This is a genomic window from Psychrobacter raelei, assembly GCF_022631235.3.
Taxonomy (GTDB): Bacteria; Pseudomonadota; Gammaproteobacteria; order Pseudomonadales; family Moraxellaceae; genus Psychrobacter; species Psychrobacter raelei.
In genome coordinates this window covers 2122117-2145456 of record NZ_CP093310.2, presented here as the reverse complement: position 1 = coordinate 2145456, position 23340 = coordinate 2122117, and the positions used below count along the sequence as shown (strand labels likewise).

Sequence of the window (23340 nt, the reverse complement as noted above, 5' to 3'; positions counted from 1 at the left end):
TTTAATTAGTAGCTAAATTGTGTCAATAAAATCCACAAATAAATGTTGCAAATTATTTCAAAGTTGATATGCTTATAAATGAGGTATGAGTTTGGTGAGTGATGTAACAGAAGCTTATCCGTTGTTAGCTTCTTGAATAGGGAAGTTGCTTAAATAATTAGGACTTAAGTTACTTACTTTAACAGTTTTGTCACACTTTGTTGCCATACTGATATTTAATCCAGTTCTAAACAATGCATTTCCAAATATTGGATACTGTAATTAAGTTAGAAATCTTTGAACATATTGGGCGTTAGCTGACTAGGGCAGCCCATAACTAAAATTGTAAAGTGGAGATTTACCCCATGAAAAAACTACTTTTAGCATCAGCTGTTGCTGCTCTATCTGTATCTGTGGCTAACGCTGCTCCTACCGTTTACGGAAAAATCTTTTTAACAGCTGACTACGTTGATGAAGAACTTAAAGGTGGTAACGAGAAGTATGATGAGAATGGTGTTGAGATCAGCTCGCAAGGTTCACGCGTAGGTTTCAAAGGCTTAGAGCCATTATCTGCTAATACTGACGTGGTATACCAATTAGAATACGGTATTGATGTAGACGGTGATGACCATCAGTCTTTCCAAAACCGTGACACTTACTTAGGTTTAAAAAACAACTCATTTGGTGAGTTCCGTGCCGGTAAAAACCAGTCAACTACTGACTACATCAACAACGTAGTAGTAAACGAAGGTTATTGGGATAACTTAGGTTCTACTAAACTAGGAGAAGAGCAAAAAGTTGCTGCCTTAAATATGGCAGATAGTGGCCGTATCTCAAACTCTATCGTTTGGATGGCACCGAAATTTGATGGCGTACCAGTACAATTTGCTGCTATGTATGCCAATGACGACGACTATGCTGGTGAGAAAAACACTGGTTGGGGTGCTTCATTAATGTTTGACCAAGGTGCTGGTTATACTTTCGGTCTTGCCTATGAAAAAGATTTAAACCTTCGTAGTGATGTTGAGCTGCAAGTATTCAATACTGATGGATCACCTAAAGTGGATGATGAAGGTAATGATGTATACGTAACTAAATTTAACGGTGGTGATTTAATCCGTGGTACCGCTACTTTAGACCTAGCTACTTTCAACTCAGGCTTCCCTGTAACCCTAGGTGCTTTATATCAAGAAGCTGACTATGATTACGGCGATAAGAAAGAAAAAGGTTATGTTGTTAGTGCTCAAATGGGTCTAACCAACTTTGCTAAGCCAGCAACTATCTATGCACAGTATAACAACACCTCTAACCTTTACGGTCAAAACGGATTTGATTCAGATCAAATCGTTGTGGGTGGTAAATACTACTATCAGAAAAACATGATTGCTCATGCTTATATCGGTCAAAACGATGCCGATTATGACAATGTAGATGGTAAAGTATTCGCAGTTGGTGGCGGTCTAGAATACAAATTCTAATGTAAATTAGAATCTTATTCTCAAAAAGCTCATCCTTTCGGGGGTGAGTTTTTTTGTTGTGTGGTGTTGAGCTTAGTGGCCAGAGCTTATCATCAAAGGCGACGTCTTATGAGAGATTCAGCATTATAAATAGATAAAGCTGAGCTGTCCCATTGTGCTATAACAATAAGCCCCCATATAGACAGCTGCTTCTATTTGAATAATAAAAAGCTGATGCTGGATAGGGTCAAATCGCTCTAAGCGTAAACTAAATACAAAGTCAACCCTATAAATTCGCCCTCAAATTTAGTAAAATCTCCTTTTACCAACTGCCGACTGATTCTTATGACTAAATTTATATTTGTGACTGGTGGGGTTGTGTCCTCACTAGGTAAAGGTATTACCGCAGCCTCTTTAGCGGCCGTTTTGGAAGCACGTGGTTTAAAAGTAACCATGACCAAAATGGATCCGTACATCAACGTTGATCCAGGCACCATGAGCCCGTTTCAGCACGGTGAAGTATTCGTTACTGAAGATGGGGCTGAGACTGATTTAGACCTAGGGTATTACGAGCGCTTTTTACGCCACTCAAAAATGAGTAAAACCAATAACTTTACCAGTGGCCGTATCTACCAAACCGTATTAAATAAAGAACGCCGTGGTGACTACCTAGGCGGTACTGTACAGGTTATTCCGCATATTACTGATGAGATTAAACACCGCATTCATGCCAGTGGTGAAGGCCATGATATTGCCATTATCGAGATTGGCGGTACTGTGGGTGATATTGAGTCGCTACCTTTCATGGAAGCGGTACGTCAGATGCAAGTAGAGTTAGGTCGCAACCGTGCTATGCTTATGCACCTAACGTTAGTGCCTTATATCTCAAGTGCTGGTGAAACCAAGACTAAGCCCACTCAGCATTCAGTAAAAGAGCTGCGTTCAATTGGCTTGCAGCCTGATGTGTTGATTTGCCGCTCTGAACATGCGATTGGTGAAGAAAACCGTCGCAAGATTGCACTATTTACCAATGTAGAAGAGCGCGCGGTCATTACTTGTGAAGATGCCGACACCATTTATCAGATTCCTCGCACCTTATATGAGCAAGATTTAGATGACATCATTTGTGAGCGCTTTGGTATTGATGCGCCAGAAGCTGATTTGTCAGATTGGGATAAGGTAGTAGATGGTCTGCTAAATGCCCAAGGCAAAGTGACGGTTGCCATCGTTGGTAAATATGTTGAATTACCAGATGCTTATAAGTCAATTAACGAAGCTTTATTGCATGCAGGTATCACTCACAAAACCCAAGTTGAGATTGATTATGTAGATGCCGAAGCCTTAGAGACGGATGACAGCCTGTTAGCACGTTTGGAGCAAGCAGATTCTATCTTAGTACCAGGCGGCTTTGGTGAGCGTGGCAAATTGGGTAAAATGCGCGCTATTAAATTTGCTCGTGAGAACAAAGTGCCTTATTTGGGCATCTGTCTGGGTATGCAGTTGGCGGTTATCGAATATGCCACCAATGTGCTTGGTCTAGCGGCGGATTCTACAGAGTTTAATCGTAAAGCGGCTGAGCCTATTATTGGTTTAATCACTGAGTGGTTGGATGAAAAAGGTGAGTTGCAAGTTCGCACTGATGATTCAGACTTAGGGGGTACCATGCGTTTGGGTAGCCAAAAAGCTGAGTTGGTAGAGGGTTCAAAGCTACATCAAATCTATGGTGCTAAGTTAATTACTGAGCGTCATCGCCATCGCTATGAGATGAATAATCGATATATTGAGCCGTTAGAGCAGGCAGGTATGAGCATCTCAGGTTATTCTGCCAAGCAGCATTTGGTCGAGTCGGTAGAGATTGCGGATCATCCTTGGTTTATCGGGGTGCAATTCCACCCAGAATTTACCAGCTCGCCACGCGAAGGTCATCCTTTGTTTGCAAGCTTTGTAAAAGCAGCCATTGACCATCAAAATATCTAAGGTAGCGCCAAGCTGGCTATAGCTGACAGTGAGGCTCTAAGCGTTATATAAAAAAAGAGGTTTGGTTATCCCGACCTCTTTTTTATTGGCAGGTATTTTATCACCGGTCGCCGTAAAACCACCCACTTCAGGGGGTGGATATAAGGCGACACACACTGTCGTGATCAGTATTTAAAGTATTGCAAGTTAAAATTAACCTCGCCATACTAACCCTATGAAAACACTCAAGCTACGCATCAAAGACAAACATGCAAACCAGCTAAACAAACTAGCTGGGAGTGTTAACTATGCGTGGAACTATGTTAATGCGTTAAGCTTTGAGCATTTAAGACGCACAGGTAAGTACTTTTCAGCCTATGATTTAAGCCAATACACCAAAGGCAGTGGTGAGTATTTAGGATTGCACTCGCAAACTTTGCAAGCCATCAACGAAACTCATGCCAAATCTCGTAAACAGTTTAAAAAAGCCAAACTTAATTGGCGAACCAATCGTCCTGATGCCAAACGAAAAAGCTTAGGTTGGATACCCTTTAAAAAGTCTGCTATCAAATACCTAAGTACAAGGCAAACAGGTAAAAAAGCACTGAAATCAACCATACAGCTATCGCTCTGTAAAGGTCAAAAGCTTATCATAGACGTATTCGATAGCTACAATTTGTCTTTGTATCAAATCAATACGCTTGAGATAGTGCAAGACAGCCGTAATCGTTGGTATGCCTGTATTACCGTCAAAGATTTTCCTAGACAAGCAAGTGGCAAAGGCAGCGTTGGTATTGACTTAGGCTTAAAGGAATCTGCTACCACATCAAACGGTGATAAGCTGACAACTAAACAAACTCAAAAATGGGCGAATAAATTAGCAGTCGCCCAGCGTGCAAACAATAAAAGCCGGGTAAAGGCAATACACGCCAAAATTAAAAACTCAAGATTAGATGCAATACACAAATTCACCACCCAATTAGTTAAGGATAATGCCTTAATTGTGGTTGGTGATATTAAATCACGCTCATTTACCAATTCGATGACCAACCTAGCTAAATCAACATACGATGCAGGATGGTTTGAACTCAAAAGACAACTGGAATACAAATGCAAGCATGCAGGTTGTCAGCTTGAGATGGTAAATGAGAGTTACACTACCCAGACCTGCTCGTGCTGCCACAAAATAAGTGACAGTAGTCCAAAAGGTAGAGCAGGTCTTGGAATAAGAGGATGGAGGTGTGCTGAGTGTGGCACATGGCATGATAGAGATATCAATGCTGCTAAGAACATCCTTGCGGTCGGGCTTGACCGTCTAGCTGTAGGAATCCCCTCGGTTGAGCGAGGGGAGGAAGTCAAACTTAATTTTATCACCCTTTTTGTATTCAAGGTTTGTATTTGCTACGCTATGGGTAACCTACGCTATGGGGATACCATGCAGCTTGGTAACAACCCTTTATTCGTCCCTTTCATAAAATAAAAAGAGTCCCTTATGACGGCATTAACTCAAGCACAATCGCATCTTCAGTTAAACGACATGACCATTGGCAATGATCAGCCTTTTGTGTTGTTCGGTGGTATGAACGTATTAGAATCCAAGGAGCTGGCCTTTGAAATTGCAGAAGGTTATATCGATATCTGTAATCGTTTGGGTATCGGTTATGTATTCAAAGCCAGCTTCGATAAGGCCAACCGCTCAAGCTTAAACTCTTACCGTGGACCCGGCTTAGAAAAAGGGGTGGACTGGCTGAGTCAAATCAAAGAAAAATACAATGTGCCCATCATCACAGATGTACATGAGCCGTATCAAGCCGAGCCTGTGGCAGAGGTGGCAGATGTTATTCAATTGCCAGCGTTTTTGAGTCGTCAGACTGATTTGGTACAAGCTATGGCCAAAACAGGGGCAATTATTAATATCAAAAAGGCACAGTTCTTAGCCCCTCACGAAATGCGCCATATCATTAATAAGTGTCTAGAAGCAGGTAACGATAAGATTATCTTATGCGAGCGAGGCACAGCTTTTGGTTACAATAACCTAGTAGTAGATATGCTTGGCTTTGATACTATGAAACAGATGGATGTGCCGGTGTTCTTTGATGTGACACACAGCTTACAACAGCCAGGTGCGCGCAGTGACAGTGCCGGTGGACGCCGCGAGCAGATTACCACGCTGGCACGTGCAGGTATGGCCACTGGGCTTGCAGGGCTATTCTTAGAGGCGCATCCTGAGCCTGAAGTGGCCAAATGTGATGGCCCTTGTGCGCTGAGAATGAGCCAATTAGAAGCCTTTTTATCACAGTTAAAACAGATTGATGACTTGGTGAAAGGCTTTAGTGTGTTAGACACTCATTAATCAAACCTATAGCTTTAGGGCGATGTAAAAAAGGATACCGGTTATGGCAAGACAACAGGTGCAGTTTAGTATAAAAAACATCGATGATGACTATGGCATCGACAGTTTGATGACCGCATTAAAAAATATTGATGGGGTAGTGGCCGCTGAGCTATTGCCGGATAGCCAGAGTGGTAGGGTTGAGTTTGAAGATACTAAAACATCCAGTCATGCCATTGAAGCAGCGCTTTCTATGGTAGATTACGTCACTCAGCCTTTCCCCGAAGGGGCGCCGCAAAATCCTGATACCTGATAACAGTTAACTGCTGATAGCCATTAACTAACGATTGGGGTAAAGATAACCATAAAAGGAGTATAAAATGAGTCTAGAGACAACGACTATTCATATCGAGGGCATGACCTGTGGTGGCTGTGTAAAAAGTGTCGAGGGCGCCGTCAGTCAGTTATCGGCTGTGCAAAGCATTGATGTGGATTTGGCAGCCAATCAAGCAGTGGTGAGCTTCGATAATGATGTCACCTCAATTGAGTCGGTGCTAGAAGCCATCGAAGATGCCGGTTTTGATGCCACAGTGGCTAGATAATCCTTGTCATACTTGCTTGCGCCAGATTTTGTTTTGACTGATGCTCGTTACCTAAAAAGTCAGCAGTGATGCTGGCTTTTTTTAATCTCTTATATGATAGTACTGTACGTTATAATCTATATACTAAGGCCATACTAAGATTAAGTGATACCAAACCTCCTTCAGGCTTTAGATAACTGTTTTTAACCAAAATGTGGTACCCCTTATGTCTACTCCGCACGTCCTCGATACGTCTAAATCTACCTCTTCTGTCAATACCGATACCACCCAGAGCCCTATGAATGAGCCGCCAAGGGATGACTTGGCGAAAACACAGTTTCAAATTGAGGGCATGTCATGTCAGGCCTGTGCCACTCGAATTGAAAAGGTGCTAAATAAGAAGCCTGCCATTGAGTCTGCCAGTGTCAGTTTTGCCGGAGAGACTTTAAACGTAGCGTATCACCCCAATCAGGCCAGTATTGATCAAATCACTGAGTGGGTCGGTAAGACCGGATTTACAGCGCGGCCTATGATTGACAATCAGATACCACAGCCCATTGAACAAGCGATGGACTGGCGCTTGCTACTGATTTGGTTGTGCATGATTCCATTTTTGATTGGTATGGCCGGTATGCTAGTAGGTCAAGGCATGCACTGGATGCCGCCTTTGTGGCTGCAATTTGTGCTGGCCACTTTGGTGCAATTTGGGCTGGCAGGGCCGTTTTATCGCAGTGCTTGGGCGTCTATAAAAGGCGGATTGGCCAATATGGATGTGCTGGTAGTGATAGGCACCTTTACCATTTGGGCATATTCGACTTATATCTGGTTTGATAGCTTAGGGGTAAATCTGGCAGATAGCAGCAGCTTTACGCTAAGCTGGGCGGATATTTTGCATTCACATACCGCCCATATTCCCGTGTATTTTGAAGCGGGAGTGATGATTATTGCCTTTGTAAAATTGGGCAAATACTTAGAGCAGCGTACCAAAAAGCACAGCTTAAATAGTATTAATATGCTGCTTGAGCTGACCCCCACCACCGTTGAAAGACGGGTTGGATCAAAGTCACCTGACACAGACACCACTTTTGAGCAAGTAAGCTTAGCGCAGGTGCACAAAGGGGATGTGCTGCGCGCTAAGCAAGGCGCTCGTGTGGCCACCGATGGCATCGTGATATCTGGTGAAGGCTGGTGTGATGAGAGCCATTTAACTGGTGAGTCGGTACCTGTGAGTAAAAAAGTGGGCGATAAGGTGCTGGCAGGTGCCATGATAGATAATGGTAGCTTAAATTATCAGGTGACTGCTACCGGTAGCGAGACCCAATTGAGCGATATGGTCAAGGCATTAAGTGAGGCGCAAGGCAGTAAAGCGGACTTGGCACGTCTTGCCGATAAAGTGGCTGCGGTATTCGTCCCTGTGGTGGTGATGATTGCGCTGGTGACCTTTGGGCTGACTTGGTGGCTGACTGGGGCAATGGATAAGGCAGTTTTGCACGCAGTCTCTGTGCTTGTGATTGCTTGCCCTTGTGCGTTAGGGCTTGCTACACCAGCAGCGATTATGGCGGGTATGGGCGTGGCCGCGCGCAATGGGGTATGGTTCAAAGATGCGCAAAGCTTGGAGGTGGCCGGTAGTATTGACACCGTCGTCTTTGATAAAACGGGGACTTTAACCAAAGGCAAGCCGCATATTGTCGCCTCTATGATGGTTAACAATCAGATTAATAGTGATGATGTGCTGCAACTGGCGGCCAGTGTCGAGGCCCACGCCAGCCACCCCCTTGCGACCGCCGTGGTCAATGCTGCAGCTGAGAGGGGTATCACGCTTTTGGCGGCCAGCCAAGTCGATGTGGTGGCCGGTATGGGTATTCAGGCCAATGTAGAAGGTTTTGGCTTGGTTAAAGTAGGTACGGCTGGATTTACGGGACTAAAACTACCTAAGCAACTGCCCAAAGCGTGGGTGATTGCCAGTACCATAGCAGTAAGTGTGGAGGATATGCCGCTGGGTATATTCGCTTTAGCCGATGAGTTAAAACCTGAGAGCTTAGAGGCGGTACAGACGCTAAAAGCTGATGGGCTAGAGGTGGTGCTATTAAGTGGCGATAAGCCTACTGTTGTCAGTCATGTGGCTGAGCAGCTGGGCATTATGGTGGCACATGGCGATCTTAAACCCCGTGATAAGTCTCAGTGGATTGAGAATTACCAACAGCTTGGTTATAAAGTGGCGATGGTCGGAGATGGGGTAAATGATGCGCCTGCTATGGCCACCGCTTATGCCAGCTTCGCCATGCTGGATGGCACAGAGGTGGCCAAACACAGTGCCTCTGCGCGCTTGATGGGCCACTCTATTATGCAGGTGCATTCTGGGGTAGATATTGCCCAAGCCACCGTGCGTAATATCAAGCAAAATCTGTTTTTTGCCTTTATTTATAATTGTCTAGGTATTCCCTTAGCCGCCTTTGGATTGTTAAACCCTATGATAGCGGCTGCAGCCATGGCGCTCAGCTCAATCTCGGTGCTAATGAATGCGTTACGTTTGACCCGATATAAAGTATAATGAGCGCTGGATAGGCTTTGGCATCCAAGAATTTGCCATTTTATGCTATGATGGCGCAACTTATTTGTTGCAAAAATTGACGTTAAAAATATTGGTGTTTTTAACTGTTTTTGAGACTAGGTTTTGATTCTAAGCGCAGGCAAGTTTGAAGCTATGATGGCTTTTTCTTGCTTATAATTGCCCCGTAATCGGCTCAAAACCTATCTTTTATAACTCAATCAAAGAGGCTTGTAGACGCTATGTACGCAGAAAATATTACTAACGCAGTTGAAATTCAAGACATTCGTGCTCGTGAGATTTTGGATTCACGCGGCAACCCAACTATTGAAGCGGATGTTATTTTGGCAGATGGCTCTATGGGCCGTGCTGCAGCGCCCAGTGGTGCCTCTACAGGCTCTCGTGAAGCTTTAGAATTACGTGATGGTGATAAATCACGTTACTTAGGTAAAGGCGTGACCAAAGCTGTTGCTAATGTGAATAGCCAAATCAGAAGCGCATTACTTGAAAGCGACGCCACAGACCAGCAAGGCATTGATAACATATTAATCGAGCTTGATGGCACAGCCAATAAAGATCATCTAGGCGCTAACGCGATGCTGGCAGTTTCTTTAGCGACAGCGAAAGCGGCGGCCATCTCACAAAACCTACCGCTACATCAGTACATCGCAAACCTTCGTGGCCAAACTTCATTGACCATGCCGGTACCTATGATGAATATCTTAAACGGCGGTGAGCACGCAGACAACACTGTAGATATCCAAGAGTTTATGATTGAGCCGACAGGTTTTAGCAGCTTCTCAGAGGCGCTACGTGCAGGTGTTGAGATTTTCCATAGTCTAAAGTCTGTTCTAAAATCACAAGGCCTAAACACAGCTGTGGGTGATGAAGGTGGCTTTGCACCTAACCTACGCACCAATGAAGAGGCCATCACCGTTATCATGCAGGCCATTGAGCAAGCAGGCTACAAAGCGGGCAAAGACATCCATTTAGCGCTTGACTGTGCTGCCAGTGAGTTTTACAAAAATGGTCAGTACATCTTAGCCGGTGAGGGCAACAAAACCTTTGACAGCCAAGGCTTCTCAGATTACTTAGTAAAATTAACTGAGCAATATCCTATCATCTCAATTGAAGATGGCTTAGATGAGTCAGATTGGGAAGGTTGGGCGTATTTAACCAGCAAGCTTGGCAAAAAAGTACAGCTGGTAGGTGATGATTTATTTGTAACCAACCCAGCCATCTTGCAAGAAGGTATCGATAAACAAATCGCCAATGCCATTTTGATTAAATTCAACCAGATCGGTACGTTGTCAGAAACCTTAGATGCCATCTACCTAGCTAAGAAAAATGGTTATGCGACCGTTATTTCACACCGCTCTGGTGAAACTGAAGACAGCACCATTGCTGATTTAGCAGTCGGTACCGCAGCAGGTCAAATCAAAACCGGTTCACTGTGCCGCTCAGACCGCGTCGCTAAATATAACCAGTTACTGCGTATTGAGCAGCAAGTTCGTGCCAGCTATCGTGGCGGTGAAGAGTTCATCGGCCTACGTGGCTAGTTGCTATCTACCCAGATAACTCAACCAGACTGCTTGGCCTATGATTTAAGGCTGGGCAGTCTGGTTGTTTGGTGTTTTTCAATTATTGCTGGGATGGTTTTTTTTATTAACCTTAGCCCTCTTTTCTTTATTTTTTAGCCAATAGTCGCTATCTTAATGCGTACTATTTTGGAATTAACATAAGTCGTCCTATGAAATATTTTAGCCAATTCATGTTGTTTTTAATTGCAGTGGCCGTATTGCTGGGTTTGCAATATCAATATTGGCTGGGTAAAAGTGGACGCGCTGAATTAGACAAACTGCATGCAGATATACAAGTACAGCAGCAGCTTAATGATCAAAAAGTGGATGAGAACAAGGTACTACTGGCCGATGTAAATGACCTAAAAAATGGTCTTGAAGCCGTAGAAGAGCATGCACGATTAGACTTAGGCCTGATTAAGCCTGGCGAAACCTTCGTGCAGTTATCTACCGCACCCGTGACCCATACCACTCAGCCCACACCGCCTATCAACCCTGATGACGCCATTGAAAGTATTCCTTAGGCAGCTCGATAATGACCGCATCTGACGCTTATCTCGATACCCCCTTAACTGATTCAACCAGCGCTTACTGTGACGCTACACTTAAGAAGCCTAAAGTGTATGGCCTTATTGTGGCTGCGGGAAAGGGGAGCCGGTTTGGCTCTACAATAGCCAAGCAATATACGCCGGTGCATGGCAAGACCATTCTTCAACAAAGCGTATTGGCGCTTAGTCGCAGTGAGCATATAACAGAGGTGTTTTTGGTGATAGCCGCCGATGACACTGTGGCACAAACCCTATCTTTTAGTCTACCCATCACCTTTGCTACAGGGGGCGCTGAGCGTTGGCAATCTGTCCAATCTGGGGTGGAGGCCATTTTTGAAGCAGGCGCTGATTGTGAAGATTTGATCTTAATTCATGATGCGGCTCGCCCTTGTGTCATGGCGCAGCACATAGATGCTGTGATTGCCGCTGCACATAATCACTCTTCTGGCGCTATCTTAGGCGTACCTGTGGCTGATACCATCAAAAAAGTGGGTTTAAACGGCCGTATTGAGGCCACAGTGGACCGCAGTCAGCTATGGCAGGTTCAGACCCCCCAAGTGTTCCGTGCCGGCAAATTACGCGAGGTATTAACGCAGGTGGCCAAACGTGATTTGATGATTACCGATGAAGCCAGTGCTTTTGAGCTGATGGGGCATGCTATCCAGATTGTACAGGGTAACCATCAAAATATAAAACTGACTTATCCTGAAGATTTAAGCTTAATTGAGCGTATATTGGCCAGTCATTAGGCCAATAAAGCGATGAGTCAACCGCTTAAAAACCATTAAAATAACAGCCATAAAAAAAGCCAAACTCTTTCGAGTTTGGCTTTTTGGTGTAAGTATTATCAATCGGATAATGCTTACTAGATATCACAAAATAGTGGTATCCCGTAGGGGATTCGAACCCCTGTTACCGCCGTGAAAGGGCGGGGTCCTAGGCCTCTAGACGAACGGGACACAGACCACTTCGACCGCTTTCACCATTAATGTCGAAGTGGGGCGTATTTTAATGATATCAACTCGATGTGTCAACATGTTTTTTTGAAAATAGCAAAAAAAACCAAAACCAATCACAGGTTATCAAAATGAGCCAACTGGATGGCACAATAACAGCCATAAAAAAAGCCAAACCCTTGCGAGTTTGGCTTTTTGGTGTCAGCATTTATCAACCGGATAATGCTTACTAGATATCACAAAATAGTGGTATCCCGTAGGGGATTCGAACCCCTGTTACCGCCGTGAAAGGGCGGGGTCCTAGGCCTCTAGACGAACGGGACACAGACCACTTCGACCGCTTTCACCGTTAATGTCGAAGTGGAGCGTATTCTAATGATATCACCTCGATGTGTCAACATGTTTTTTAAAAAAAGTATGATTATTTATCGGGTCTTTCTGAAAGCAGACAAAAAGAGCGCACAATCGGCTTATCGGTTAGTAAGCAATAGGTGCTGCGCACCGGTCTGTCTGTCAATAAGCAGTGTGGAAACACGGTGGGACGTCTTAAATGATATCTTATCCATAAACTGGTGATGAACGATATCGTCACTGCTAAGAGCATGTAGCTGACAATAGTTACCCAGATAATTTGAGTTGATTGCATAGTCATTCCTTAACTGTAATCGCCTTAAAGTAAGACAGTCGTTACAGCCACTGTCTTCACATGACAGTTATAGAATTGAATCAGTTACCCTCATTCTAACCATCATCTTTATTAACCAACTCTACTCCTGATTGCTCATCGGTTGTGTTGTCTTCAGGTAAGCTAATGGGCATCATCGAATAATGGTTTAAGATTTTGCAAAAAAGCTCTGCAGTTTTTTGAGTGTCATACAGTGCTGAGTGAGCTTCAGAGCCATCAAATTCAATACCAGCCGCTCTACAGGCGCGCGCCAATACTGTTTGACCAAAGGCAAGCGCTGATAGAGTCACCGTATCGAGTACAGAGAACTGGTGAAAAGGGTTGTGGTTTTTGCTGTTGGTACGCTCAATGGCGGCGTTTAAAAAGGACAGATCAAAGTGAGCATTATGACCCACCAAAATACATTTTAAACAGTCGTTGTCTTTTCGTACCGCTTTTAGCTCTTTAAAAATACGGCGCAGCGCAGGCTGCTCTTCTTCCGCAATGGCTTTACGCATCGGATTATTAGGATCAATACCGGTAAAATCTAATGCCCGCTGCTCTAAGTTTGCACCCTCAAAAGGATTTAGGTGGGCGCTTAGCGGCTCACCTGGGACAAATTTGCCTTCATCATCCATCACAATAGGGATACAGGCAATCTCTAATAACGCATCCGTTGCCGCATTAAAGCCGGCGGTTTCGACATCCACCACCACGGGTAAAAATTTGCGAAAACGCTCCACCATCTTTAATACCGGCTGCTTTGCTAGACCATTGCCATGATCTGAGGTGGCATCCGAGCTGTTTTCATTGGTGGAGGTATTGCTACACGTTCTGGGCTCTGCTTGATTATCGTTCAACCCATTTTGCTCATCATCTGCCAGTACAGTTAAATCAGTCATAAATCAAAAATCACATATTAAGTAAATAAAAAATTAAGCAACTCAAAAATAAGGCCATCTACTCTCTTATCTATTAGCTTTTGATAGACCAAGGTAGGGTCTCACCGGCCATTAAGGGCGTCAGGCTTTGCGTGTCAAGATATGGGTAGCTTTGTGGCACAGTCATGGGCTCATTGACTAAGGTAATGGTGCTGTTATTGAGGGGTAGGCCATAAAACTGGGCACCAAAATGGCAGGCAAATCCCTCTAAACGATCAATTTTGCCAACACTATCAAAGGCGGTCGCATACAAAGGCAGTGCAATAGATGCCGAATAGCAGCCTGCGCAGCCACAAGCATTTTCTTTGGCATTGGTGGCATGCGGCGCTGAGTCTGTACCTAAGAAGAATTTAGGGTTACCACTGGTCGCCACATCAAGCAGTACTTGCTGATGCTGCTGACGCTTTAAGATTGGCAGACAATAAAAATGCGGCTTTACCCCGCCTACCAGCAGATGGTTTCGGTTAAATAACAAATGTTGAGGGGTAATGGTGGCAGCCACCAGTGCACTTTGTGACAGCACAAAGTCTGCTGCATCGCCTGTGGTAATGTGTTCAACCACAATTTTTAATTCAGGAAATTGACGCACCAAGTTGCTCAAAGTGGTATCGACAAACTGCTTTTCACGATCAAAGATGTCGACGTGTGCATCGGTAACCTCGCCATGGATTAATAAAGGCAGTTTGTACTTTTGCATCGCTTCAAATACTGCACTGCGCCCGCCTAAGTTGGTGACACCATCGGCTGAGTTAGTCGTAGCACCTGCAGGATATAACTTAACGGCCTGAATCATGCCTGACTCTGAGGCCTGCTTGATGTCTTCGGCAGTGGTGCTGTCGGTTAAATATAAGGTCATACGTGGATCAAAAGCGCGTTTGGCAGTGTCATCGATATCCGCGTGGGCCAATGCCTGCATGATACGGCTGCGATAAGCCAAGGCTTGCTCAGTATTTTTTACGGGTGGCACAAGGTTTGGCATACAAATAACTCGGCTAAAATTAGCCGCCGCATGGGCCACTGTGGTACTCAGTGATAGTCCATCACGCAGGTGGATGTGCCAATCATCTGGGCGAGTTAGCGTAATGTGACGGACCTCTTGTGTCGCAGCCGCAGTGTCAGAGGTATCCGCAGTGGTGGGGGCAGTATTATGAGTCATAAGTTATCGCCGTCGTTATTTAATAGGGTAGGTAAGCATGCGGCCTGACTTGGCTTTGTCGCCATCATTGGGCTTTTGATAGGCCTAAGCGAATCAGTAAGGTTTTTATACGCCAGTTTTCAAGCCGCATCTGATAGGCTAATGATAACAGGTTTTGCTGATAAATTCGGCCATCAGCACATTTATCCATGACCAAATATGTGCAATATTGCCCCCAAGCTGTTTGAATTAAGTGGTAAATACGGGCCACTCAGCTTTTGTTGCTCAATTAAATAGTGTAAACTGAAATGTTGAATGGGCGCAGTGGTTTAAGGCAGTTTGCGTTGTAGAGCTGCTGATTTAAAATCGGTCATTTAAACAGATATAAAAGCAATAAGCTGCCAGATTTAAGCCTGACCACGCTTTACGGGCTTAGATGATAAGGGCAAATTTGGCTTATACCAAGGTTGGCGATTAGATTTAGCGTTATAAGTGCTAGAGGCACTTAATATTTAATCAATACTCACTTAAAACGTACTCAATAAAGGATGCATTATGTCGATAGAAAACAAAGACAATATTAATAAAATTGTTTTGGCATACTCAGGCGGTCTAGATACTTCGATCATCGCCAAGTGGTTACAAGATACTTATGATGCAGAAGTAATCACATTTACCGCAGACATTGGCCAGGGTGAAGAGGTAGAGCCTGCTCGTGCTAAGGCTGAAGCCATGGGTATTAAGCACATACATATCGAAGATCTGCGAGCTGAGTTTGCGCGTGACTATGTGTTCCCTATGTTTCGTGCCAATGCCATTTATGAAGGCGAATATCTGCTAGGTACTTCTATCGCACGTCCTTTAATTGCCAAGCGCTTGGTTGAGATTGCCAAAGAGCACAATGCCGATGCCATCAGCCATGGTGCTACCGGTAAAGGTAATGATCAGGTGAGATTTGAGCTGGGTGCCATTGCACTGGCGCCTGATGTAAAAACGATTGCCCCTTGGCGTGAGTGGGATTTATCTAGCCGTGAAAGCTTAATGGCCTATGCCAAAGAGCATAACATTCCTATCGACTTTGCCGCCAATAAGAAAAAATCTCCTTATTCAATGGATGCCAACTTACTGCACATCTCTTATGAAGGCGATATCTTAGAAGACCCTTATGCGGAAGCTGAAGAGGATATGTGGCGCTGGTCAGTAAGCCCAGAGCAAGCACCAGATACACCAGAATATCTAGAGCTTGAGTACGAAAAAGGCGACATCGTGGCCATCAATGGCGAAAAATTAGAGCCTTATGAGGTAATGATTAAGTTAAATGAGCTGGGTGGTAAGCATGGTATTGGCCGCCTAGATATCGTAGAAAACCGTTACGTGGGTATGAAGTCTCGCGGCTGTTATGAGACGCCAGCAGGTACCATTATGCTAAAAGCGCACCGTGGTATGGAATCATTGACCCTAGACCGTGAAGCGGCACATTTAAAAGATGAGCTTATGCCTCGTTATGCAAAAATCATTTATAACGGTTACTGGTTTAGCCCAGAGCGTCAAATGCTACAAGCCTTGATCGATAAGTCGCAAGAATATGTGACCGGTACAGTGCGCGTTAAGCTATATAAAGGTAATGTCAGCGTTGTGGGCCGCAAGTCTCCTTATTCTTTATTCGATGAGAAGATTGCGACTTTTGAAGATGATGCAGGCGCGTATGATCAAAAAGATGCAGAGGGCTTCATCCGCCTAAATGGTCTGCGTCTGTCTATCGAAGCCAGCCGTGGTCGTGACTTGTCTTAATCGATTAGTGACGGTTAACACCAAAAAAGCAGAAGTGATATCACTTCTGCTTTTTTTATGGTTATATCATTAATATAAGTAACCAAACAGCCTATGTTGTGCTATTCAGCCTTTGGCATTAATAGACATTTTTCTAAATAATGAATATTTTGGGCACGTGAGGCAAAATCGGGATCTTTTAAAATCAGATCACGGTGCATAGGAATGTTGGTCTTGATGCCTTCGATGATTAGCTCATCAAGGGCATGAAGCGTCTTAGCAATGGCCTGTTCTCGAGTCTGACCATGGCAGATAAGCTTGCCAATAAGTGAGTCATAGTACGAGGGAATCTCATAATTGGGGTACAAATGAGAGTCAAAGCGCACACCGGCCCCACTAGGCGTGAAATACTGAGTAATCTTACCAGGTGAGGGGGCAAAGGTCTTGGGGTCCTCGGCATTTATACGGCATTCAATAGCATGACCATGAACGCTGATATCGCTTTGACGATACGATAGGCCATAGCCTGCAGCAATTCTTAGCTGTTCTACCACCACATCCACACCGGTGACCATTTCAGTAATTGGGTGCTCTACCTGAACCCTGGTGTTCATCTCGATAAAGAAGAATTCACCGTCCTCAAACAAGAATTCAAACGTGCCTGCACCGCGATAGCCAATGGTTTCACACGCCTTAACACACGCCTGTAAAATGGGTTCACGAATGTCATCTGGGATATCTGGAGCAGGGGCTTCCTCTAACACTTTTTGATGACGACGCTGCAGTGAGCAGTCACGGTCATATAAGTGAATAGCATTACCATTGCCATCCCCCAAGACTTGAACTTCGATGTGGCGTGGATTTTGCAGATAACGCTCCATATAGACGCTGTCATCACCAAACCACAGTTCTGCCTCTTGCTTGGCAGCTTGTACTTGTTCATTAAGCTGATCGAAGCGCTCAACAATGCGCATGCCTCGACCACCACCACCGGCAGCTGCTTTAATTAACAATGGAAAGCCGATATTTTTCGCCTGCTCTTCAGCGTTATTTAAAGTGACTGTGCCCACTGAACCTGGCACCGTCGGTACCCCAGCCTGTTTCATGGCATTAATGGCGGAGACTTTATTGCCCATTAAGCGGATGTGATCGGGATGGGGGCCGACAAATATAATGCCCGCATCCTCAATGCTCTCTGCAAATTCAGCATTTTCTGCCAAGAAGCCGTAGCCGGGATGAATGGCATCGCTGCCTGTAATCTCTGCGGCAGTAATAATCGCATTGATATTCAAGTAGCTTTGGTTGGCATTGGGTTTTCCAATACAGATGGCCTCATCCACAAACCGTAAGTGCATCAAATCCTCATCGGCAGTAGAATAAACCCCTACCGTTTTAATGCCCAGCTGTTTGCAGGCACGGACGATGCGTAAAGCAATTTCGCCACGGTTGGCGATAAGCAATTTTTTTATCATCAAGGTGCCTATATATTAGTTTCTATAACGGATTACGGGTTGGCCAAACTGAACCACATCACCATTTTCCACCAAGATGGCATCCACGATACCACTTTGAGTGGCCTCAAGTGGGTTCATAATTTTCATTGCTTCAATGATGCCCAAGGTGTCCCCAGCTTGAACTTTTTGACCAGGGGTCACAAAAGGTGGATCATTTGGGCTTGGTGCGGCATAAAACACGCCTACCATAGGTGAGGTTTCAATACTACCTGAATGCACCACCTCAGGCTGCGATTCTGGCATAAAAGTTGGACTGGCCGCCATCATAGAGGGCATTGGAGTATTATAGTGTCGAGTTAAGCTAACACTGTCATCGCCTGTTTTAATCTCAAGATTAACAAGGTCTTTTTCTTCCATTAGCTCGATGAGCGTACGAATTTTCTGAATTTCCATACGGTTCCCTACCGGTTTTCTTATAATGTAAACTATATTGTAACAAATTTTTTCATGCCTGAAGAGTCACAAATCGTTTATTTCTGCAAAAATTAACAAATTGTGACCAATCTTGTGAATTTTCAGACATATTTTTGTCTATAAGTATTTAAAGCGGGTTGATACAGCCCTTATATTTAAAGGGCTAGCGCGCAGGTATGCTTAAAACTTGGCGCTGACGATAAATTAGCCTTAATGTCAATAACACCGAAGATAGACTCAGGCCAGTGACCAATGCCATCCAAAATCCTTGTGCACCTGTGTCGGTATAACGAACCAAATAGGTTCCTAATGGTAAAGCCACCAGCCAATAACAAAATAAAGTGATCCACATCGGCACTTGTGTGTCTTGCATACCGCGTAAGATACCCGCTATGTTGACCTGCCATCCATCTACCAATTGATAGGCAATGGCAAATAGCAATAAATACATCGCTTGTGCTTTTACGGCCGGATTATCGGTAAAGGCATCGGCTAAGTTCTCACGGAACAACCATACCCCAAGCATACTCACCAACGCGATACCCACGGTCCAAATCAGTCCCGTACGCTGCACCTGCTGTAAGGCCAGCCAGTTTTTCTCGCCATAGCGATTAGAGACCATAATGGTAAGACCCATCGCCACTGACATTGGAATCATAAACAGCTGTGAGGTCACCGCCAGTGCTACTTGGTGAGAGGCCACAGCCACTGCACCCAAGGGGCTAATTACGATAGAGGCCAGACTAAATAAACTTGCCTCAAAAAATATCGAGATGCCAATGGGGACACCTAAGCGAAACAGCTTACCGATTTGCTGACGATCAGGTTTGGCGAAGTTGTAAAAGAAGCGGGTCTCATCAAAGGTTGTGTGCTTAGAGAAAAACAAATAAATAGATAGTAAGATGACATTAATCCACAGCACACAAGCGGTAGCCAGACCACAGCCTGCGCCACCAAGCTCTGGCATGCCAAATAAACCGTGGATAAAGATGTAGTTAATTGGAATATTAATAAATAAGCCAATTAAGCTGATAATAGTGACCGGCTCAGGTCTACCGAGCGCCTCACAATAGCTGCGCAGTACCGCATAGCAGGCAATAGCAGGAAAGCCCCAAGCTACGAAGCGTAGATATTGCGCTGCCTTAGGCTGAATATCGGCCGGCACGCCCATAGGGCCTAGAATATTAGGCGTAAAGGACACCACTACTAGGCCAATGGCCCCAATAAATAATGCTGCCCACAAGGACTGCTGAGTGATATGCGGTACGTGATGGGGCAGTTTTTCCCCCATCTTTTCGCCAATCAGTGGTGTGGTAGCAATCAAAGTCCCTGTGGCTAACAAGAACAAAGGCAGCCAAATACCTGAGCCAATGGACACTGCTGCCAAGTCTAGAGCAGAAACGCCGCCGGCCATCAGCGCATCGACCACGCCTAACGCTGCCTGACAAAACTGAGTAATTAAGATGGGAAGAACTAAGGTGCCTAAGCGTAAACTGTGCTGTTTAAACTCAGAAAAAGATAAATTAGACAACATAACATAACTTCTAAATATAAGGGTGACAGCCCAAAGAGTGAGACAAAAAGAAGACGCTTTTATAGCGATAGCAATGCAGCGCCGCCTTTTATATAGAGTTTTAACATCAGGCAAATAAATAACCTGCCAAAAGGCAGGTCATCTTGGATAATACTTTGAGTCAGTAAAGTGGCTTGAGTGGGGTACTATTTTACCACTGAGTACTTCATTATCAAGACAGCCACTCAATCACTGTATCATCTGCTCAAGGAGCACGTATAATAAGAGTCTTATGGCTAACTGCCTTTATTGGAAGCTCAGCTGCATTTTATGGCCCAAAGCGTGAGTTATAGAATGAGACTTGTTGACAACAATAAAGGCGTGACTATACCACTATCTGCCTGCGAGTATAAGACCTTATCTTTATGTCCTCTTTAATTCATGTTCCTGATATCCCACTAGCTTTATACATTCATATTCCTTGGTGTGTCAAAAAGTGTCCTTACTGCGACTTTAATTCACATACTCTGCCAAGCGTTGACACCAAAGCTTTAGACCGTCAAGGTAATTTAATAGACAGTGATTTATTTGCGCTTTATGTTGATGCGCTGATCAAGGATATCGATGCGCAGCTGCCTTTGCTGCAAAATCGAATCATTCGCTCTATCTTTATTGGGGGCGGGACACCATCTTTGCTGCCCATCACTCAGTATCGGCGCCTATTTGATCACCTTAAGCAGGTGCTGCCTATGAGTGATGATATTGAAGTCACTATGGAGGCCAATCCAGGCACCTTGGAGCATGCTCCCTTTGAGCAGTATTTAGAAGTGGGGATTAATCGGCTGTCTATGGGGGTACAAAGCTTCTCGGATAGTAAGCTTGCGGCTTTAGGACGCATTCACAGTGCCAATCAAGCTCAAAGTGCCACGCAAGCGGCAAAAAAAGCCGGTTTTAAACGCATTAATATCGATCTTATGCATGGTTTACCAGAACAAACCCTTGAGGAAGCTTTGTACGATATTAAAATGGCGCATCAAGCAGGGGCGACACACATCTCATGGTATCAGTTGACCATTGAGCCTAATACTGTGTTTTATCGAGATACCCCGATATTGCCTGATGATGATAGATTGGCAGATATCGAAGAGCAGGGTAGTGCACTGCTCACTGAGCTTGGCTATCGCAATTATGAGGTGTCGGCTTGGGTCAGTGAGGCGGATAGTGGCTCACGTCATAATATCAATTATTGGCAATTCGGAGATTATTTGGCGATTGGGGCCGGTGCTCATGGCAAAGTGACTGTCGGGCAACAAAGCTTTGATCAGCCGGATATCAAGGAGGATATTGAGGTCTTGGGGATCACGCAGCCAGGCATCTACCGCTTTAGTAAGACTCGGCTGCCCAAAGACTATCTAAGTTATGAGGAATATCCCAAAATGGTAGGCTGTGCCCCTATCGCCGCAGATGAGCTCAGCGGCGAGTTTATGCTCAATGTACTGCGCTTAAGCTTAGGTGTGCCTTTAACGCTGTATACAGCCAGAACAGGCTTGGCCGCTATGGATATTGAGCCGATTATCCGCCAGTTAAAGCAACAAGGCTTACTGGTATCCAAAGCCGATTGGATCGAACCGACGGCTTTGGGGCGCCGTTATCTTAACCAGGTTTTACAAGCGTTTTTGTAGCGGTATGTATGAGATAGTGCCTTTCGCTTTACCATTTATATAAAATGATGAGCAAGACACATGTGTTGCGTCTGGCGGATAACAGTTAGACATCCAGTATTATACTTAGGAGAGAGCCCATGGCAGGTTACATTTTAGCATTGGATCAAGGTACCACCTCGAGTCGTGCCATTATATATGATGACCAGGCGCGGCCCATTAAGATATCACAAAAGCCGACCACCCTGCTTACCCCAAAGCTTGGGTATGTCGAGCAAGATGCTATGCAAATTTGGCACACTCAAATTAGCTGTGCTCATGATGCCATCAACCAAGCCGGCTTACTGGCGACAGACATCAGCAGTTTGGCGATTACCAATCAGCGCGAAACCATCGTGATCTGGGACAAGCGTACCGGCAATCCATTGGCCCCAGCCATTGTTTGGCAAGACAGGCGCTCTGATGCTTGGTGTCAGCAGATGCAGCAGCAGCGTGTAGCTAAGCAGGATATGACCATGCAGCAGTACGTGCAGTCAATCACCGGCCTGCGTCTCGATCCTTATTTTAGCGCCAGTAAAATTATATGGATGCTTGATAATCACCCCAATCTAAAAGATAGAGCACAGCGCGGTGAAGTGGCTGTTGGCACCATCGACAGTTGGCTTATGTTTAAATTAACGGGTGGTGAGCATGTGATAGATATTACCAACGCTTCTCGCACCTTGATGTACGATATCAATAAGCTTGAGTGGTCCAATGAGCTACTCTCCAAATTTGGTATTAACAAAAACATCTTACCCAAAGTGCTGCCCTCAGATGGTGACTTTGGCAAGACAAAAAAAGGACTGTTTGCCAAGCAAATCCCAATTCAAGCGGTATTGGGAGATCAGCAGGCAGCGCTGTTTGGTCAAGGCTGTATCTCAACAGGTATGGCCAAAAATACTTATGGTACCGGCTGCTTTATGCTAATGAATATTGGTAGTGAGGTGCAGCTGAGCCAGCATCAGTTGTTGACCACAGTGGGCTGGCAGCGCCGAGTCGATACTGCCGCGCTGCGTACCAATCAAATGGAGCATCCTTCATTATCTAAGCTGGTTAAGTCCGGTCAGCGTATCTTAACCCCTGCCAAGCGTGAGGTAACTTATGCGCTAGAGGGCGGGGTATTTATGGCTGGTGCCATTGTGCAGTGGCTGCGCGACAACTTAGGTTTATTTAACAAGTCAGAAGATGTTGAGCGGTTGGCAAAAGAGGTTGCGAGCAGTGAAGAGGTGGTCTTAGTGCCTGCTTTTACCGGCCTTGGCGCCCCTTATTGGCGATCAGATATTACCGCCAGTATCTCAGGGATGAGCCGTGGTACCACTAAGGCACATATTGCCCGAGCTGCTTTAGAATCCATTGCTTTTCAAACGTATGACGTGCTTAGTGCCATGCAAAAAGACAGCCCCAGTCCATTGACTGAGTTAAGGGTAGATGGCGGTGCTGCTAATAATAATTTGTTGATGCAGTTTCAGTCAGATATGCTTGGGGTGCCAGTATTACGGCCCAAAGATACTGAGATTACCGCCAAAGGGGTGGCGCTGCTGGCAGGTATTACAGCCGGTCTTTATGATGAGACCACCATTGATGACTCTTGGGACTTAGACCATAGCTTTGAGCCGATGATGTCTGCTGATGAGCGTGAGGCGCATCTGGATAAATGGCATAAAGCAATTACCAAGACTCTACAATAATCTGCAACTTATATTACAGGGCACCACAAGACGGCTTACACCCTGTTATGTTATAAAAGAG

18 protein-coding genes, 2 tRNA genes and 1 pseudogene are annotated in these 23340 nt (G+C 44.9%); 13 read left to right on the top strand and 8 right to left on the bottom strand.

Going from position 1 to position 23340, the window contains the following annotated elements; all coding sequences use genetic code 11:
* Positions 1-344 precede the first annotated feature (344 nt).
* From MN210_RS09065 to ispD, 10 genes and pseudogenes are all read left to right on the top strand, one after another.
* Positions 345-1457, top strand: a complete 1113-nt coding sequence (locus tag MN210_RS09065) for a porin (protein ID WP_338412088.1) — start codon at positions 345-347, stop codon at positions 1455-1457.
* 324 nt (positions 1458-1781) lie between these two features.
* Entirely contained in the window at positions 1782-3413 is a 1632-nt protein-coding gene (gene pyrG, locus MN210_RS09060; RefSeq protein WP_338412087.1) for a CTP synthase, read from the top strand.
* A 214-nt stretch (positions 3414-3627) separates the two neighbouring features.
* Positions 3628-4731, top strand: a pseudogene (locus tag MN210_RS09055) (RNA-guided endonuclease InsQ/TnpB family protein); the annotation flags it as partial.
* Positions 4732-4884: 153 nt separating this feature from the next.
* Entirely contained in the window at positions 4885-5745 is an 861-nt protein-coding gene (gene kdsA, locus MN210_RS09050) for a 3-deoxy-8-phosphooctulonate synthase (protein WP_011960886.1), read from the top strand.
* A 43-nt stretch (positions 5746-5788) separates the two neighbouring features.
* Positions 5789-6037, top strand: a complete 249-nt coding sequence (locus MN210_RS09045; protein ID WP_011960885.1) for a heavy-metal-associated domain-containing protein — start codon at positions 5789-5791, stop codon at positions 6035-6037.
* Positions 6038-6104: 67 nt separating this feature from the next.
* Positions 6105-6326 carry a heavy-metal-associated domain-containing protein gene (locus MN210_RS09040; RefSeq protein ID WP_011960884.1) on the top strand — a complete coding sequence of 74 codons (222 nt, stop codon included), beginning with the start codon at positions 6105-6107 and terminating at the stop codon, positions 6324-6326.
* A 205-nt stretch (positions 6327-6531) separates the two neighbouring features.
* A complete protein-coding gene (locus MN210_RS09035; protein WP_425605599.1) occupies positions 6532-8856 on the top strand; it encodes a heavy metal translocating P-type ATPase in 2325 nt (774 codons plus the stop codon).
* Positions 8857-9095: 239 nt separating this feature from the next.
* The gene (gene eno, locus MN210_RS09030; RefSeq protein WP_011960882.1) at positions 9096-10412 is read left to right on the top strand and encodes a phosphopyruvate hydratase; all 1317 of its coding nucleotides are present in this window, start codon (positions 9096-9098) and stop codon (positions 10410-10412) included.
* Positions 10413-10603: 191 nt separating this feature from the next.
* Positions 10604-10957, top strand: coding sequence for a septum formation initiator family protein (locus MN210_RS09025; RefSeq protein WP_011960881.1), 354 nt, complete (start codon positions 10604-10606; stop codon positions 10955-10957).
* A gap of 11 nt (positions 10958-10968) precedes the next feature.
* The gene (ispD, locus tag MN210_RS09020; protein WP_338412086.1) at positions 10969-11730 is read left to right on the top strand and encodes a 2-C-methyl-D-erythritol 4-phosphate cytidylyltransferase; all 762 of its coding nucleotides are present in this window, start codon (positions 10969-10971) and stop codon (positions 11728-11730) included.
* Positions 11731-11864: 134 nt separating this feature from the next.
* Here ispD and MN210_RS09015 read toward each other — a convergent pair.
* From MN210_RS09015 to pyrC, 5 genes are all read right to left on the bottom strand, one after another.
* Positions 11865-11940: transfer RNA gene (locus tag MN210_RS09015), tRNA-Glu, on the bottom strand.
* A 244-nt stretch (positions 11941-12184) separates the two neighbouring features.
* Positions 12185-12260 (bottom strand) — tRNA-Glu (locus tag MN210_RS09010).
* Between the two features lie 98 nt (positions 12261-12358).
* Positions 12359-12583, bottom strand: coding sequence for a hypothetical protein (locus MN210_RS09005; protein ID WP_150097896.1), 225 nt, complete (start codon positions 12581-12583; stop codon positions 12359-12361).
* A gap of 95 nt (positions 12584-12678) precedes the next feature.
* Positions 12679-13347, bottom strand: coding sequence for a ribonuclease T (gene rnt / locus MN210_RS09000; RefSeq protein WP_049751092.1), 669 nt, complete (start codon positions 13345-13347; stop codon positions 12679-12681).
* Positions 13348-13576: 229 nt separating this feature from the next.
* Positions 13577-14698, bottom strand: a complete 1122-nt coding sequence (gene pyrC / locus MN210_RS08995; RefSeq protein WP_241878323.1) for a dihydroorotase — start codon at positions 14696-14698, stop codon at positions 13577-13579.
* 534 nt (positions 14699-15232) lie between these two features.
* Between pyrC and MN210_RS08990 the strand changes: the two genes are divergently transcribed.
* Positions 15233-16468, top strand: a complete 1236-nt coding sequence (locus tag MN210_RS08990) for an argininosuccinate synthase (protein ID WP_241878322.1) — start codon at positions 15233-15235, stop codon at positions 16466-16468.
* A 101-nt stretch (positions 16469-16569) separates the two neighbouring features.
* Here the strand turns inward: MN210_RS08990 and accC are convergent, their stop codons facing one another.
* The 3 genes from accC to MN210_RS08975 form a co-directional block, all read right to left on the bottom strand.
* Entirely contained in the window at positions 16570-17919 is a 1350-nt protein-coding gene (accC, locus tag MN210_RS08985; RefSeq protein ID WP_110816777.1) for an acetyl-CoA carboxylase biotin carboxylase subunit, read from the bottom strand.
* Positions 17920-17934: 15 nt separating this feature from the next.
* Complete coding sequence (gene accB, locus MN210_RS08980; RefSeq protein ID WP_011960875.1) at positions 17935-18354, bottom strand: acetyl-CoA carboxylase biotin carboxyl carrier protein; 420 nt, start codon at positions 18352-18354, stop codon at positions 17935-17937.
* A 184-nt stretch (positions 18355-18538) separates the two neighbouring features.
* A complete protein-coding gene (locus tag MN210_RS08975) occupies positions 18539-19909 on the bottom strand; it encodes an MATE family efflux transporter (protein ID WP_011960874.1) in 1371 nt (456 codons plus the stop codon).
* Between the two features lie 404 nt (positions 19910-20313).
* Between MN210_RS08975 and hemW the strand changes: the two genes are divergently transcribed.
* Positions 20314-21570, top strand: a complete 1257-nt coding sequence (gene hemW / locus MN210_RS08970) for a radical SAM family heme chaperone HemW (protein WP_338412085.1) — start codon at positions 20314-20316, stop codon at positions 21568-21570.
* A gap of 119 nt (positions 21571-21689) precedes the next feature.
* Complete coding sequence (glpK, locus tag MN210_RS08965; protein WP_011960872.1) at positions 21690-23279, top strand: glycerol kinase GlpK; 1590 nt, start codon at positions 21690-21692, stop codon at positions 23277-23279.
* The last annotated feature ends 61 nt before the right edge of the window (positions 23280-23340 follow it).